At 46.7% G+C, this 13,429-nt stretch carries 14 protein-coding genes; 8 read left to right on the top strand and 6 right to left on the bottom strand.

Annotation, left to right across the window (positions count from 1 at the left end; all coding sequences use genetic code 11):
- Nucleotides 1–16 precede the first annotated feature (16 nt).
- From ACN0R1_RS16420 to ACN0R1_RS16390, 7 genes are all read left to right on the top strand, one after another.
- Entirely contained in the window at nt 17–283 is a 267-nt protein-coding gene (locus ACN0R1_RS16420; protein WP_417584814.1) for a DUF1778 domain-containing protein, read from the top strand.
- The gene (locus tag ACN0R1_RS16415) at nt 274–771 is read left to right on the top strand and encodes a GNAT family N-acetyltransferase (RefSeq protein WP_417584812.1); all 498 of its coding nucleotides are present in this window, start codon (nt 274–276) and stop codon (nt 769–771) included. Before ACN0R1_RS16420 ends, ACN0R1_RS16415 begins: the two co-directional genes overlap by 10 nt.
- A gap of 201 nt (nt 772–972) precedes the next feature.
- Nucleotides 973–2,520 carry an IS1096 element passenger TnpR family protein gene (locus ACN0R1_RS16410; protein ID WP_417584810.1) on the top strand — a complete coding sequence of 516 codons (1,548 nt, stop codon included), beginning with the start codon at nt 973–975 and terminating at the stop codon, nt 2,518–2,520.
- A gap of 3 nt (nt 2,521–2,523) precedes the next feature.
- The gene (locus ACN0R1_RS16405; protein WP_417584808.1) at nt 2,524–2,964 is read left to right on the top strand and encodes a GNAT family N-acetyltransferase; all 441 of its coding nucleotides are present in this window, start codon (nt 2,524–2,526) and stop codon (nt 2,962–2,964) included.
- Nucleotides 2,965–3,198: 234 nt separating this feature from the next.
- A complete protein-coding gene (locus ACN0R1_RS16400; RefSeq protein WP_417584806.1) occupies nt 3,199–3,999 on the top strand; it encodes a transglutaminase domain-containing protein in 801 nt (266 codons plus the stop codon).
- A 205-nt stretch (nt 4,000–4,204) separates the two neighbouring features.
- Entirely contained in the window at nt 4,205–4,528 is a 324-nt protein-coding gene (locus ACN0R1_RS16395; RefSeq protein ID WP_417584804.1) for a helix-turn-helix transcriptional regulator, read from the top strand.
- Nucleotides 4,522–5,838, top strand: a complete 1,317-nt coding sequence (locus ACN0R1_RS16390; RefSeq protein WP_417584802.1) for a type II toxin-antitoxin system HipA family toxin — start codon at nt 4,522–4,524, stop codon at nt 5,836–5,838. The genes ACN0R1_RS16395 and ACN0R1_RS16390 overlap by 7 nt, the downstream gene beginning before the upstream one ends.
- Before the next feature lie 79 nt (nt 5,839–5,917).
- Here ACN0R1_RS16390 and ACN0R1_RS16385 read toward each other — a convergent pair whose 3' ends face one another.
- From ACN0R1_RS16385 to ACN0R1_RS16370, 4 genes are all read right to left on the bottom strand, one after another.
- Entirely contained in the window at nt 5,918–6,484 is a 567-nt protein-coding gene (locus tag ACN0R1_RS16385) for a GGDEF domain-containing protein (RefSeq protein WP_417584800.1), read from the bottom strand.
- 63 nt (nt 6,485–6,547) lie between these two features.
- A complete protein-coding gene (locus ACN0R1_RS16380) occupies nt 6,548–7,159 on the bottom strand; it encodes a cache domain-containing protein (RefSeq protein ID WP_417584798.1) in 612 nt (203 codons plus the stop codon).
- A 187-nt stretch (nt 7,160–7,346) separates the two neighbouring features.
- Nucleotides 7,347–8,018: an RES family NAD+ phosphorylase gene (locus ACN0R1_RS16375; protein ID WP_417584796.1), complete on the bottom strand. Its 672-nt coding sequence runs from the start codon at nt 8,016–8,018 to the stop codon at nt 7,347–7,349.
- 4 nt (nt 8,019–8,022) lie between these two features.
- Entirely contained in the window at nt 8,023–8,412 is a 390-nt protein-coding gene (locus ACN0R1_RS16370; RefSeq protein ID WP_417584794.1) for an MbcA/ParS/Xre antitoxin family protein, read from the bottom strand.
- Between the two features lie 258 nt (nt 8,413–8,670).
- Between ACN0R1_RS16370 and ACN0R1_RS16365 the strand changes: the two genes are divergently transcribed.
- A complete protein-coding gene (locus tag ACN0R1_RS16365) occupies nt 8,671–9,465 on the top strand; it encodes an enoyl-CoA hydratase (RefSeq protein WP_417584792.1) in 795 nt (264 codons plus the stop codon).
- 63 nt (nt 9,466–9,528) lie between these two features.
- Here the strand turns inward: ACN0R1_RS16365 and ACN0R1_RS16360 are convergent, their stop codons facing one another.
- Complete coding sequence (locus ACN0R1_RS16360) at nt 9,529–11,883, bottom strand: EAL domain-containing protein (protein ID WP_417584790.1); 2,355 nt, start codon at nt 11,881–11,883, stop codon at nt 9,529–9,531.
- Nucleotides 11,884–12,029: 146 nt separating this feature from the next.
- On the bottom strand, nt 12,030–13,364 hold the full coding sequence (locus ACN0R1_RS16355; protein ID WP_417584788.1) for a diguanylate cyclase: 1,335 nt from the start codon (nt 13,362–13,364) through the stop codon (nt 12,030–12,032).
- Nucleotides 13,365–13,429 lie beyond the last annotated feature (65 nt).

Raw genomic sequence — 13,429 nt, 5'->3', positions numbered from 1 at the left:
TATACAGGATGGTGTTATGGCCACAAAAACAGCTCCAATCAACATGCGGGTACTGCCATCGGTGAGAGATATTATTGATGCTGCAGCAAGCCTGAAAAAAGTGGATAGAACCGTTTTCATTCAACAAGCGGCGATCAATGAAGCACATAACGTGCTGGCCGAACAGCGGGATTTTATCCTTGAAGCAAAAGCCTTTGAGGCATTCGATCTCGAACTTCGTGCAGAACCTCAGACTCTTGAAGGCATGAAAGATCTCTTTAATAGGAAAGCACCTTGGGAATAAGTGCACCGACGCTACTGACCGATCAGCACCAACTCAATCCGTTTCAATGTGGCATTGAAGAGCTAGATACCTGGTTAAGCAAACAAGCCTTGAAGAGTCAAAAGCGGGGAACCGCGAGAGTATGCGTGGTCAATGACACGAAGACTCGCCAAGTCGTTGGTTACTATGCGATTGCCATGGGCTCGGTATCAAGAGAGCATGCATTCAGTTCGCTAAGAAGAAATAGCCCAGAACCCATCCCCATGGTGATATTGGCTAGGCTTGGGGTTGATAGTGCATATCAAGGTCGAGGCATTGCCGCAGGTCTTTTAAAAGATTGTATATTGCGCTCGATACAAGCAATGAACGCTGTGGGCGGTGCAGGTATTTTGGTTCATGCTATCGATCCTAGTGCGCAGTCGTTCTACAAAAAATTTGGCTTCAAAGAATCGGCGCTTGATCCTCTGGTATTGATGGCGCGGATCTGCGATATCGAGAAAACATTGTAATCATCGGTTGATGTAACTGGGTGGTTGGATTGGCGCTTACCTTTCACAAGATGACAGCCTGCGAAAATGATCACTCTCCTATTCGTTATCACGGTTGGCGAACACCCGTGTTGGCAACCCATTGACTCACCACACTCTTTTTCTGCGTTTGTGTCTGGTAGGATAACAACCATTAGCAATCGTTAGAGCACCCAAGGTCCCATGAAAAAGTCCCCAATCTCCCGCCAGCTTTATCAACTTCATATTGAACTTGAAGGCATATCTCCTTCGATCTGGCGCAGGCTGTTAGTACCCAGCAACATCACCCTGGATCAACTGCATTTAATCATTCAAGTGACCATGGGCTGGCAGAACGGCCATTATCATGTTTTTCAAACCAAGGATAAATGTTGCTTTACTGGACCAGGAGCACTCGAAGAAGGGTTTGATAACTGGTTTGATGAAACCGATATTGCCTTAAGCGATGTACTCCACAATAAAGCAAAGCATCTGTCTTATGAGTACGACTTTGGGGATTCATGGGACCATCGTATTACGCTTGAAAAAACCTTGCCACTGATTGGCGATCAGGATGCCGATATACTCTGCTTAGCCGGAGAAAATGCCTGCCCTCCCGAAGGGAGTGGCGGCATTCCAGGTTATGAGAATCTACTTGAGGTCCTGCAAGACCCTGCCCACCCGGACTATCAGGAGTTACAGGCATGGCTGGAAGATGTGGATTTTGATCCGGCAGTCTTTAGTGTCGAAACCAGAAATGCGCGCCTGCAAATGATGCTTCATTACAGCCCTTTGCTGATTCATGACGAGATCTATGCAAGCTTTCTGAGTAGCCAAAAGGAGCTAGACACCCTGCTCTCCTCTGTTTCAAAAAAAGACGACTGGCAACGTCAGGCGATGATTGATCAGTTTTTGATGGATGCACTGGAAGAAGATATCGCCTCCAGTGGCGAGTTACCCATGACACCGGATCAACTTCACCAGTTGCTCTACAACCCGTTTGAAGCACCGGATGTCATCGGCTTTAATCCCAGTGCGGCAACAGTTAAAAACGCACCCATTCTGGCCATCTTCAAAATACTGGCAGAAGCGGCCCAACACAAAGGCATCAAGTTGACCCAACGGGAAAATCTGCCCTTAAAAGTCACGCGGCAAATGGTTGATGCCATTCCCTCACGTCTCAGCCATGGCAGCTTTATCTGGAGCAACTCTATTCGATCTGAAGAAGATGTATACCCTGTTCACATCACCCGGATACTCGCAATTCTGTCAGGGCTATGCCGGATACAGAAAGGTACACTGTTACTGACAGCCAAGGGTCGTAAAATACTGGAGAAGGATCAGTGGGATGCCTGTTTTCACGAACTGATCAAAGCCGCCTTTACTCAGTTTAACTGGGCTTATCTCGACGGCTTTCCTGAACTCAGTATGATTCGATCCACCAGTTGGATGATGCTTTACTTACTCAACCAACCTGACCTTGAAATGCCAAGCGATGTCGCTGCTGAGGCGGTCTTAACCGTTTTCCCGATGCTGGTAGATGAGATACCCGCAGATGAACTGCACTATGCGACCACAGAAGAAACAGTCATTAATGCCATGACACATCGCTGGCTGACACTGCTAGGCCTGACAGGCTTGATTGAATACAGTGAGATACATAATCAGCAATCGATCAGAGATGGGTACAGCATTAAGCTCAGCGAACTGGGAAGAGACTATCTTGTTTGGATGATAGCGCCTGAATCCTAGTTTATGCTCTGGAAAGCCATAGGATATCTGATTGGGAAAGGTGCAGCAAAAACTTACCTGGCCATTGCTGATGAAGTGAGCAAAACGGTTATGGGTTATTACACCTTAAGTACCGCTTCAATTGCCTATGAACCTACTCCCGAAGTCATCAAACGAGGCCTGGCTCGTCATGAAGTGCCGGTATTCCGGCCAGGTCGACTCGCCGTTGATGTTTCAAGGCAAAGTCAGGGACTGGGTGGCCAGTTATTACTGTCTGCAGGACGGCGCTGCCTTTTGGTTGCCATGCAGGCTGGTGGTGTTGCGCTATTGATTGATGCGAAAAATGAACGAGTGGCAAACTGGTATGAAAGCTATGGCGCAATCCCACTTCTGGATGCACCTTTATCTCTGATTTTATCCTTCAAAACGATCCATACCGCCTTGACTGCAGCAGGTAAACTGTAAGTGCCAAGTGATATTGAAGTTGAGATTAATAGCAGAAAAAAGTCCCCCTTAGCTGTACTAGCTCAGACCTGATCTGACAGTTACCCAGTTTTTAAGGTGCCGTGTCAGCCGGGTATTTGTGGCAAAGAACGCTGGCCGTCAGCGATGAGATTGCCATCTATTATTAAGCTGTTATAGTCAGTCCTAATGCTATTTAGTAATCGACTACATGTCATTTTTTGTTAAGGTAATCCTGTGTGGCTTCGTACTAGTTGTTATATTTCCTTTGATGTTAGCGTAGAAACACCATTCATTCTCATGCTGAGGCCCCGCAGTGGTCTTCAGCAGTGGATAGCGCGCGAATCCTATACGCTCAAGCCTGACAATATTATCGCGGTTGAATATACGGATCATTATGGCAATCTTTGCCAGCGTTTGACCGCTCCCGTTGGTGAGTTTTCAATACGCACGTCAGCCGATGTTTTAACATCTGACGTTATTGATGTATCACCTGGCGCGCCATTTGATGAGGTTCAGCACCTGCCAACCCATGTTCTCACTTACCTGCTGCCCACACGCTACTGTGAATCTGACTACTTTATTGATTTAGGCAAAGAGATAGTTGCGGGCATGCTACCTGGCTATGACCAGGTCGCTGCTATTGAGCGGTGGATCAGAGAAAATATTCGCTTTAACCCAGATGCTCCTCACTTTCAGCTTTCAGCCGTAGAGGTCAATCGGCAAGGGGAAGGTGTCTGTCGTGACCTGGCTCATCTGGGCATTTCACTTTGCCGTGGCCTGTGCATCCCTGCACGCATGGTGGTAGGTTATTTATACGATTTAAAGCCGATGGATTTTCATGCATGGTTTGAGGCTTATGTGGGTGGGCGCTGGTACACGTTTGACCCCACACAACAATCGCCAAAAGGCGGGCGGATTACAGTAGCCTATGGCCGTGATGCCGCCGATGTAGCAATATTTAATCAATTTGGCCCTACATTATATCCACGAGAAATGTCCGTACAGGTTGAAAAGCTAGCCACCGCACCTGAGTAATGATCACGCGTAGAATGCGGTTTTATTTCAATTCAGCACCCTATGCTTTATATCCCAAATTGGTTACCTTAACCCCACTAAATCGCACTAATGTAACCATATGGGGACTCTAAATAAATAATTGACAACTTCTTTATAAAGTCCTAAATTCTATACATTGAGCACAAAATAGCTTTTCAATATAACTGAATTAGGGCTTTGAGAGATGAGTGAAAAAACAGCATCAGCGCTTGCCGAAGAAATCGGTGAGCGCTTGAAACAAGCTCGACTCAATCAAGATCTCACTCAGTCTGAGGTAGCTAACCTTGCCGGTGTTGCGCGTAAAACCGTGTTAAATGCTGAGAAAGGAAAGGTTCAACTCGAAATATTGATCGCGATTATGATGGCTTTAGATTTGACTGACCATTTGGACTTGTTCCTTCCAATACAACAAATATCGCCTTTACAGTTGGCAAAGTTACAAGGAAAGAAACGCCAGAGAGCCTCCGGACAACGCCGCGACCCAGAAAAGGATATGCCTGAATGGTAATGGAAGCCGTCAATATCACCTATCAGCAACACGAGGTTGGAGCCGTTAGCTTTGATACCGACAGAGGGGTCGGTGCTTTCGAATACGACCCCAACTTTATAAAAACAGGGATCGAACTATCACCAATCAAAATGCCATTATCAAGACGCATCTATAGCTTTCCTGAACTCGATTTTCATACCTTCAAGGGGTTACCTGGACTCATAGCAGACTCCTTACCCGATGATTTTGGTAATGCCGTTCTCAATGCATGGATAGCCGGTCAAGGTCGCTCCCCAAATGATATTACACCGCTACAACGGCTTCAATTTACCGGAAAACGCGGAATGGGAGCTTTGGAATATGCCCCAGCAACCCAGGTACGGAGTCTTAATGCGTCACAACAAGTCGACATTCAATCCCTGGTATCAATCGCACAAGAAATATTGGATTGTCGCGGTAATTTCAAAGTAGAACTCAAGCAAAATGGCCTGGAAGACCGTGAAGCGATGATGTCTTTACTCTCAGTAGGCATGAGTGCTGGCGGAGCCAGACCTAAAGCCGTCTTAGCATTCAATAAAGACTTTACCCAGGTTCGCTCAGGCCAAACAGCCGTACCAGATAGCTTTACCCATTATTTGATGAAGTTCGATGGTGTCAGCGAGCACAATAAAAACCAGGAAACCTTCGGTGATCCCCTTGGCTATGGTGCCATGGAGTATGTGTATCACTTAATGGCGGAAAAATGCGGTATCGATATGATGCCGTGCCAATTACTTCCTGAAGGGAGCCGAAGGCATTTTATTACCCAACGTTTTGATCGCATAAAAAATAAAAAAGTACATGTGCAAACGCTAAACGGCCTGGCTCACGTGGACTATAAAAAACCCGGTTCATTTTCTTACGCTGAATTGTTTGGCATTGCTCGCCAGCTAAAACTCTCAGCAACCGATGCAGAGCAACTACTAAAACGCATGACCTTTAATATCATTGCACGGAACCATGACGACCATTCCAAGAACGTTGCTTTTATGTTAAAAAATGAACAATGGTCGCTCGCACCTGCCTATGATCTGGCTTACAGCTATAAACCAGGCAGTAAATGGGTTAACAGCCACTGGATGAGCTTAAACGGCAAACGAGACAACTTTGCACGAGCTGACTTTTACAGCCTGGAAAAACTAAGCCCATTGTTTAGTAAACACAACATTGACAAGATTATTGATACAACGATTGAGCAGGTATCAAGGTGGCCTCAACTCGCCGCTGAATGGGATGTTCCAAAATCACTGATCGAAGACATAACCTCAAATTTACGCCTTGATATTTAGCGCTTCACCGAAGTAACACTAATTTAATGACCTTGTGGTTGTCGTCGGTCGCAGCACTCCAGCTCTTTCTGAAATATTGTTATATTTCAATGCGATTTCGGCCGTTCTGTTTTGCACGATACATTTTTTGGTCTATCTCAGCGAGTATTGTTTCTAAAGTGTGGCTTGATCTAAATTCTGAAAGCCCAAGACTGACAGTGATGCTAAGATTGGCTGGAAAAGCGTGTTGTCTTATTGCCGAGCAGACCTTTTCAGCAACGTTATGTGCTGTGTTTAATTCAGTTTCTGGACAAATAAGGATAAATTCTTCTCCACCCCATCGACCCAGGGTATCGGTGCGGCGTATGGTGGATCTGACCACGCGAGCAATATCTACCAGTACTTGATCACCCAGATCGTGACCAAAAGTATCATTTACTCGTTTGAAATGGTCAACATCAAACATGAAAATACTAAAGGGAGTTTTATGTCGGTCAAAGCGATTAATTTCTGCTTGAATAATTTCCAGCATCTTTCTTCGATTAGCTATTTCGGTTAATTGATCGGTATTCGAAAGCGCATCAAGTTGTAAATTTTTTATTTTTAGTTCAACATTTTTATGAATTAATGCATTCTCGGTTAGCTGCTCAATAGCTTCTGAAATCATGCCTATTTCATTATTTGGGAAGGAGTACTCACTTATTTTATCACCCCTACCCTCGGTGATTTCTTAAACTCTATTTTGAAGTTTTTTCAGTGGTGCAATAATATGTCTACTTAGAACGAAACTCATTAACCAAGTAGCGAGTAATGACCCTGTCACAATCATCAACAATGTAAATATGATGGTCTTCATAATGGGTTGACGAATATCAGCCAAATTGACTTCGGTGACAACAATCCAGCCCAACGTCTCTATGCGATCAAAATGTGCAAGAAACTGCCTACCCTCGTCTCTGTAGTTCAAACTTCCACGAGTGACATCGGCAGATGGCAGGTGGGCGTATACGCCTTGATGAAATGTATCACGCATCCCTTCATCTGGATGAATTAACACCATGCCTTGAGTGTTCAGTACATAATTATACACAGTTGGGTAGTGTTGATCTTTGACAGAAAGCGCTTCAATAATGGTGTCCATACCGGCATCAATCGACAAGACACCGATAATCTCTTCATTTGCATTAAGGAGGGTTTTGCCAAATGAGACCAGCCACTCTTTCGAAATAATGTCCTGATAGGGCATGCCATCGGATATTAGCGGATGCATATCCAATGCGGCTTGATACCATGGGCGATCTACTGCGTTAAAATCAGCAGGTGGAGTGTAATTGTTAATCAACCGAAATAGATCCAGATATACGCCGCTTTCATGAAGCGTAGACTTAACCAATCATATACTGGACCAAGATTTATACAAACATAATAGCATGTCGAAAGATGAAAAATCAGTCTGTATATTCCCCTCGCATTGACTCTAGCCACGGTATTCAAGAATCAACACAGAAAGACCGAGCCGATTAAACTGTTCACTTAATTTTACTAACCAACAAGACCGAAATAATCCGTTGTGCGGCGCCACTCCATACATAGCGGTAATGGCCACCCTGCACAGGAATTGACGTTGCGCGTGGTGTAAACAGTGCCACACACTCCCCGCCCTGATGTCGAACGCTGTTGAACACCAGTCCATAGCGACCCGATTGACGTTGTTCAAGTGCAAATTTTTGCGAGGCTATATAGTCAATCGGATCATGGAGTGCTTGATACTGACTGCCACGAATATCACCCAAGGGTAACTGAATGCGGCTGATGTATTCACGCATCGTGATTTCAGTATCAGGTTCGCGGGTTGCTGCTAAAAATCGCTCACGATGGTAGCAAGTTTCTGCAATGGCGACATCCAAACAATTTCCCGCGTAATAGACACCATAGCGCCCATCAGTGAAGCGGCTAGGTTGCCCTATATGTGTGAATGCCGCCATCACCGGCGTTGATCCTGGACCCGATACTCTCTCTGAAGCAGGTACCAACTTTACATCCCCGGCTTCTTGCCTTAATCGGTCATTGGTCAGACCCTCAATCTCGAAAATAATCTCCAAATCCTCTGGATCTGCGACAGTCTCAAACAGGTTGATAGGCGGGAAATGACTGGGGACCAAACGATGTGCGCCGTCCCAGTCTGGGACTCGTTGCTGCATCGGCTTAACCCCTCATGTAATCGAGGTAGCGCCGAACATCAGCGAGATTGATCATGCTGCCTTTGAGCATAATGGACAGAGCTGACTCCCCATCGAAATCCCGATTGGCTTTACCTGGCCAGGCATTGGCTTGCTCCTCGGTCGGAAACAGAATCCTCAGCGCTTTATAGATCCCTAATATGTAAGAGATACGCTCCATTGTATCGCGACTGATGGGCGGACCATCTCCACTTTTCCACTTGTACATAGTGCTGCGTGGCGGGTCACCCAGCAGCACCTTTTGCTCCTGCGTGTTGAGGCCCCACTGATCGGTAATGCGAAAAAAAGTCTTCAGCGCAACATCAGACTTACGACGCTCATCTGTGTGTATGCTCGGCTGGGATGTGGTCACCATAGCGAGTACCTCATATCATTTATTACACCCCTCAGAATAGTCCACATAGAAACATAAATCAATTTACATCTCCACATAGACTATATCATTGATTATTACTTGCTCAATCCATACTGTGTACATGGCATCCAAACACCCACTACCCAGTTTTTATTGACGAAATTAACGGCTATTCTGCTAGCTTTAACAGCAATATTCTGTAGCATCAAAGACAAGTTGGATTTAAGGTTGTATTAAAAAACAAGGAGAAAAATACCAATGAGTGACCTGCTGCTGAGTGAATTGAATAATGCCGGTGTTTTGCGACTGACGTTAAATGATGCCAAGCGTCGCAACGCCTTATCTGAAGCCATGCTTGAGCAATTAGGCACAAGGTTTACCGAGGCCGCCAACGACCCCAAAGTGCGGGTCATTGTACTGGCCGCCGATGGCCCCGCATTTTGTGCTGGACACAATCTCAAAGAGATGACGGCGGGTCGTACTGACGCCGATGCGGGTAAAGCCTATTTCACCAGGATTATGGCATTGTGTTCCGGTGTGATGCAGTCGATTGTACATTGCCCCAAACCTGTTATTGCTGAAGTGGCCGGTATCGCTACCGCCGCAGGTTGTCAGCTGGTGGCTAGTTGCGACCTTGCCATTGCCGCGGATACCGCTCAATTCAGTACCCCCGGGGTGCATATTGGCCTGTTTTGCTCCACCCCCATGGTGGCGCTATCGCGTAATGTGGCCAATAAACATGCGCTGGAAATGCTGTTGACCGGTGATATGACGTCTGCCAGTCGTGCCGCTGAAATTGGTTTAATCAACCATGCCGTTAGCCCTGATGCCTTACGTGATACCACCATGGCAATGGCACATAAAATCGCGTCGAAATCCAGCATGACACTCGCCACTGGAAAGCGTGCCTTTTATGCGCAGCGCGAGATGACGCTAGCCGAGGCTTATGAATATGCGTCTCATGTGATGGTGGAGAATATGCTGGCTCAGGATGCGGTAGAAGGCATTGGTGCTTTTGTCGAAAAACGTCCGCCTCACTGGCAAGACATATAAGCACAGTTTCATCGGAATTCGCATGCATGAGCAGATTCAGATTCAGCACGCGTTCAAACTGTTTCAGGACGTGAATATCACGCCTTGATGATCTGAAACCAGCAATTCCAAGGGTTGTGGCTTCGATATCAAATAGCCTTGTATGAAGTCACACCCCACACTGCGGATCAGGTCGGCCTGCTCGACTGTCTCGACACCTTCCGCTACAACCTGAATACCCAGTTTATGGGCCATCAGCACCATTGCCTCACACAGTGCCAAGGCATCCGAATTTGCACTGAGGTTGGCGATGAAGCAGCGATCAATCTTCAGATAATCGATATCATATCGATGGATATAGGCGAGCGATGAATAGCCAGTACCGAAATCATCCAATGCCACTTGAACACCACGATCTCTGAACACCATCAGTTTTTTAATAGTCTCACAGTTGGGGTCGAGCATGACCCCTTCTGTAATTTCGATAATAATATCGCTGCACCGCAAGCCTTGCGTATCAAGACTGTGAACCCAGTCCGTCAGTTGCGTTTTTTCATGGGCAAACTGGATTGGTGAAACGTTGATGCTGACCTGAAAGCTATCATTGTATGCCTGTTTCAGAGTAGGGAGATCCTTGCACACCTGTTCAAATACTTTTTGTCCGATGGCGATGATCAGCCCATACTCTTCCGCAAGAGGGATGAACTCAGCGGGACTAATCAAACCCTTTTCCGGATGCTGCCACCGAATCAGGGCTTCGGCTTTAATGATACGCTGTGACTCGCAGTCGAGTATGGGTTGGTAGTACACAATCAGTTCGGTATCAATGGCATCGCGTAGATCACTAATGAGCTCACGTTTATGCAGAATTGCCTCTTGCATTGTTGAATCGAAATATTTGAGCCTGTTGCGACCATCATTCTTGGCAGCAAACATCGCCTGATCTGCGGATTTAAGCAACTCCTCCACGGTTCTACCATCCGCTGGATAGATAGCCACCCCAATACTGGTGGTAATGAAGAGACGGTGTGTATCCACCTGTATTGGCTCTGCAAGCAGTTGGAGAATCTGTTCGCAAAGCTCATCGATAGGTTTTGTATGCTTAAGGTCAGTGAGAACGATGGTAAACTCATCGCCACCGAGTCTAGCCAGAAGGTTTGGCTCCCGGATCACACTTTTCAGTCTTCCAGCCACTTCCCGGAGCAGTTTGTCACCGGCATCATGGCCAAGAGTGTCATTAACATCCTTGAAGTTATCCAGATCAAGCATCAACAGACTCAGTTGCTGGTCTTGCTGTTTTGCATAATCGAGTGCCTGGGATAGCTGATAGTTGAGCATATAGCGGTTCGGTAGTGCTGTCAGAGAGTCAACATTGGCCTGGAGCCATATCTGCCGCTCAGCTTCCAGCCGCGTTTCGGCCATCTGCTCAAATTGTTGTTTTAACTGTACCAGCTCAATAACACCATCATTGGCTTTGTTCGGCTCAAAAATACCCCGTTGCAGCTTACGGCTGGCGTCTGTGAGTGCTTCAATCGGTGCAAGCACTCCATTCTTAAGCAACCGACTGCTGATCCGGTAGATGCTCAGCATGACCAGCGAAAACAACAGCAGCGAGAGGTAAAAGCGCTGATTAATGCTTTGTAAGTTAGCCTCAGTCGGCACACCGATAGTCAGAACGAACAACTCTTCATCATTATTATACAGCAGTGGAATGGAATACTTCATCCGCCGAATGCCGTCCACACCCATAAACTGCTCCGCCTGGGAGTGTCCGTTGATTTCTGTGACAACCCTACCCAGTTCATTCTGATTGGCTGGGTAGTTGGCTATTATGGCGCCCTGACTATCGGTAATGAAAGCCGTACTGGACTCCGGCAGGTGGCTGGATTCAAGGTAGTGATTCCACCAATCCAGCGAGACGACGGCAACGGCAACCCCACGTACCTCATCAGTTGCTATATCAGTAACCGGGTAACCGAAATTGATACTGGTGGTATTGGCGGCACGATCAAGTTGAAAGGTGCCGATCGAGAAGCGCCTGTTGGTCAGCGCATCCTGAAAATATGGCCGATCAAACACATTGACATGACGCGTCAATGGATGGGCGTTACACAGCAGATCACCATTGGCCAAGGGAACACCGAGATTCACGAACTGCGTATTGAGATTGAGTATTTTCACCAGAAATTCACCACAGACAGGTGAAGCTGGATCCTGCACTTCAGGTAATTGCACCAGATGAGTCAAATAGGCTTCGGTATCGATGAGAATCCGGCGCTGCAAGTCAGCCAATTCATTAGCTGTCACTTCGACTTGATGCTCCAGATTTAATAACACCTGCTGTCGATACTCCAGCATATCAGCAGAGATGACCAGATAACCGGGCAGTGTTATCAGACCGACTAGCAGCGAGAGGCGATTCCGTAACGACCTTATCAATGCCTCAGACCCCCATGTTATTAATCATTAATAGGGCAAATAACTGCCGCAGGCACACTGAAGCATGTATGGAATTTAATTAAATGTACTTATCAACAATAATAGAAAGGTTATGACTCATTCATAAGCTTGCCAAATTAGACCCCTCAAGCGTCACACACCCGATTGCGTCCCAGACTTTTGGCACGATACAACGCCTCATCAGCATTTTTGATCAGATCGTGTACAGTCAGTGCTTCACTAGGTATAAGACAAGCAACACCAACACTGATGGTCAGGTGTCCATGATAATCGCTGCGAGCATGCTCAATCCTTTCGGCCTCAACACTGCTCATCAGGTTCAACCCCATCTGATGGGCTTCTTCACGCTCGATTCCTGGAAGAATCAGTATAAATTCCTCCCCACCATAACGAGCCACCATATCTGAGGCACGTTGAGCGATGGAAGAGAAGATAATAGCGACGTGGCGCAGACAATCGTCGCCAGCCTGATGACCATAAAGGTCGTTGTATTCCTTGAACCGATCAATATCGATCATAATCACAGAAAGCGGCTCTTTCTTCCGACGCATGATATTCCATTCTTGCGTCAACTTGCGCTCCATCGCCATTCTATTGTGCAGACCGGTTAGTGCATCCATCTCAGAGAGAGTTTTAAGAGCCGCATTGGCGTGCTCCAAGTCGGCTTGCAAGTTTTTCAGGCGCCGTTGTTCTTTCTGGAGTTGCTCATTAGTATGCTTCAGCACTTGGGTTCTTTGCTCAACAGTGTCCAACAGATCATTAAAGGTCACGGCCAAGGCACCAACCTCATCTGAACTGGTTACGACCATGCGCTGCTTATAATCCTTATTGCCAGCAATCGCTACAATACTGTTTTTCAAGTGTTTAATAGGCAAAATAGTCGTTCGTTGCAACCACCACCAGGTAGCCAAAATAACCAGCAAGCCTATAACGATGAACATCAGTATCACGGCCCGGGTGGAGGCTAAACCTATCTGGGTAAAGCGTTCATCAACCTCGGTCGTTATCAAAAAACCACCCGTCTCGCTGATCAGAAAAGGCTGGCGAATACGCATCGGAGCTGATTCGGAAACTACAGTGTCGTACTGGGGCAGACCCCTTAGAGAAGCCTGATCCATTACCCCACTGATCTCGAATTTTAAAGCAACATCTGCCTGCAGTTGAGCTAGCATGTCTTCCGACAAGGTTTTTCCAAAAAGTAAGTAACCCCTGGCCTCCCCCTCACTGAAGCTGTTGTAGATGGGCCGCATGGAAAACAGCACCGGCCAGCCATCAAAGGTAAACAAACCACGATGAGCCTGCTCGATGACGTCTGCATTCAGATCGATGTGCTCGGCCAGCTCCATTGCTTTGGGTAACAGCGTATCGAGTAAGCCACTGGTTTGATCGACGACCTCGGAATCCGGTTGGAACTCATAAATGCCAGCCCAGAGAGGTTCCCCCTGCAGGTAAGCGTCCATTCCAAGACGTCCTAGAGCCAGCCTATTTTTAAATTTACAGTAGCCTCAGACTTTAAAAAACGAGG

Origin of the sequence: Nitrincola sp., assembly GCF_048264025.1 — a bacterium.
GTDB lineage: Bacteria > Pseudomonadota > Gammaproteobacteria > Pseudomonadales > Balneatricaceae > Nitrincola.
The sequence above is the reverse complement of the archived record's forward strand: the minus strand, read 5'-3'. Positions and strand labels throughout refer to the sequence as shown.

Bases quoted from the DNA above. Each gene is read 5' to 3' on its own strand.
- ACN0R1_RS16370 (WP_417584794.1), bottom strand. From the start codon at position 8,412: ATGGTGACCACATCCCAGCCGAGCATACACACAGATGAGCGTCGTAAG.
- ACN0R1_RS16420 (WP_417584814.1), top strand. From the start codon at position 17: ATGGCCACAAAAACAGCTCCAATCAACATGCGGGTACTGCCATCGGTG.
- ACN0R1_RS16405 (WP_417584808.1), top strand. From the start codon at position 2,524: ATGCTCTGGAAAGCCATAGGATATCTGATTGGGAAAGGTGCAGCAAAA.
- ACN0R1_RS16355 (WP_417584788.1), bottom strand. From the start codon at position 13,364: ATGGACGCTTACCTGCAGGGGGAACCTCTCTGGGCTGGCATTTATGAG.
- ACN0R1_RS16375 (WP_417584796.1), bottom strand. From the start codon at position 8,018: ATGCAGCAACGAGTCCCAGACTGGGACGGCGCACATCGTTTGGTCCCC.
- ACN0R1_RS16390 (WP_417584802.1), top strand. From the start codon at position 4,522: ATGGTAATGGAAGCCGTCAATATCACCTATCAGCAACACGAGGTTGGA.
- ACN0R1_RS16410 (WP_417584810.1), top strand. From the start codon at position 973: ATGAAAAAGTCCCCAATCTCCCGCCAGCTTTATCAACTTCATATTGAA.
- ACN0R1_RS16395 (WP_417584804.1), top strand. From the start codon at position 4,205: ATGAGTGAAAAAACAGCATCAGCGCTTGCCGAAGAAATCGGTGAGCGC.
- ACN0R1_RS16365 (WP_417584792.1), top strand. From the start codon at position 8,671: ATGAGTGACCTGCTGCTGAGTGAATTGAATAATGCCGGTGTTTTGCGA.
- ACN0R1_RS16385 (WP_417584800.1), bottom strand. From the start codon at position 6,484: ATGATTTCAGAAGCTATTGAGCAGCTAACCGAGAATGCATTAATTCAT.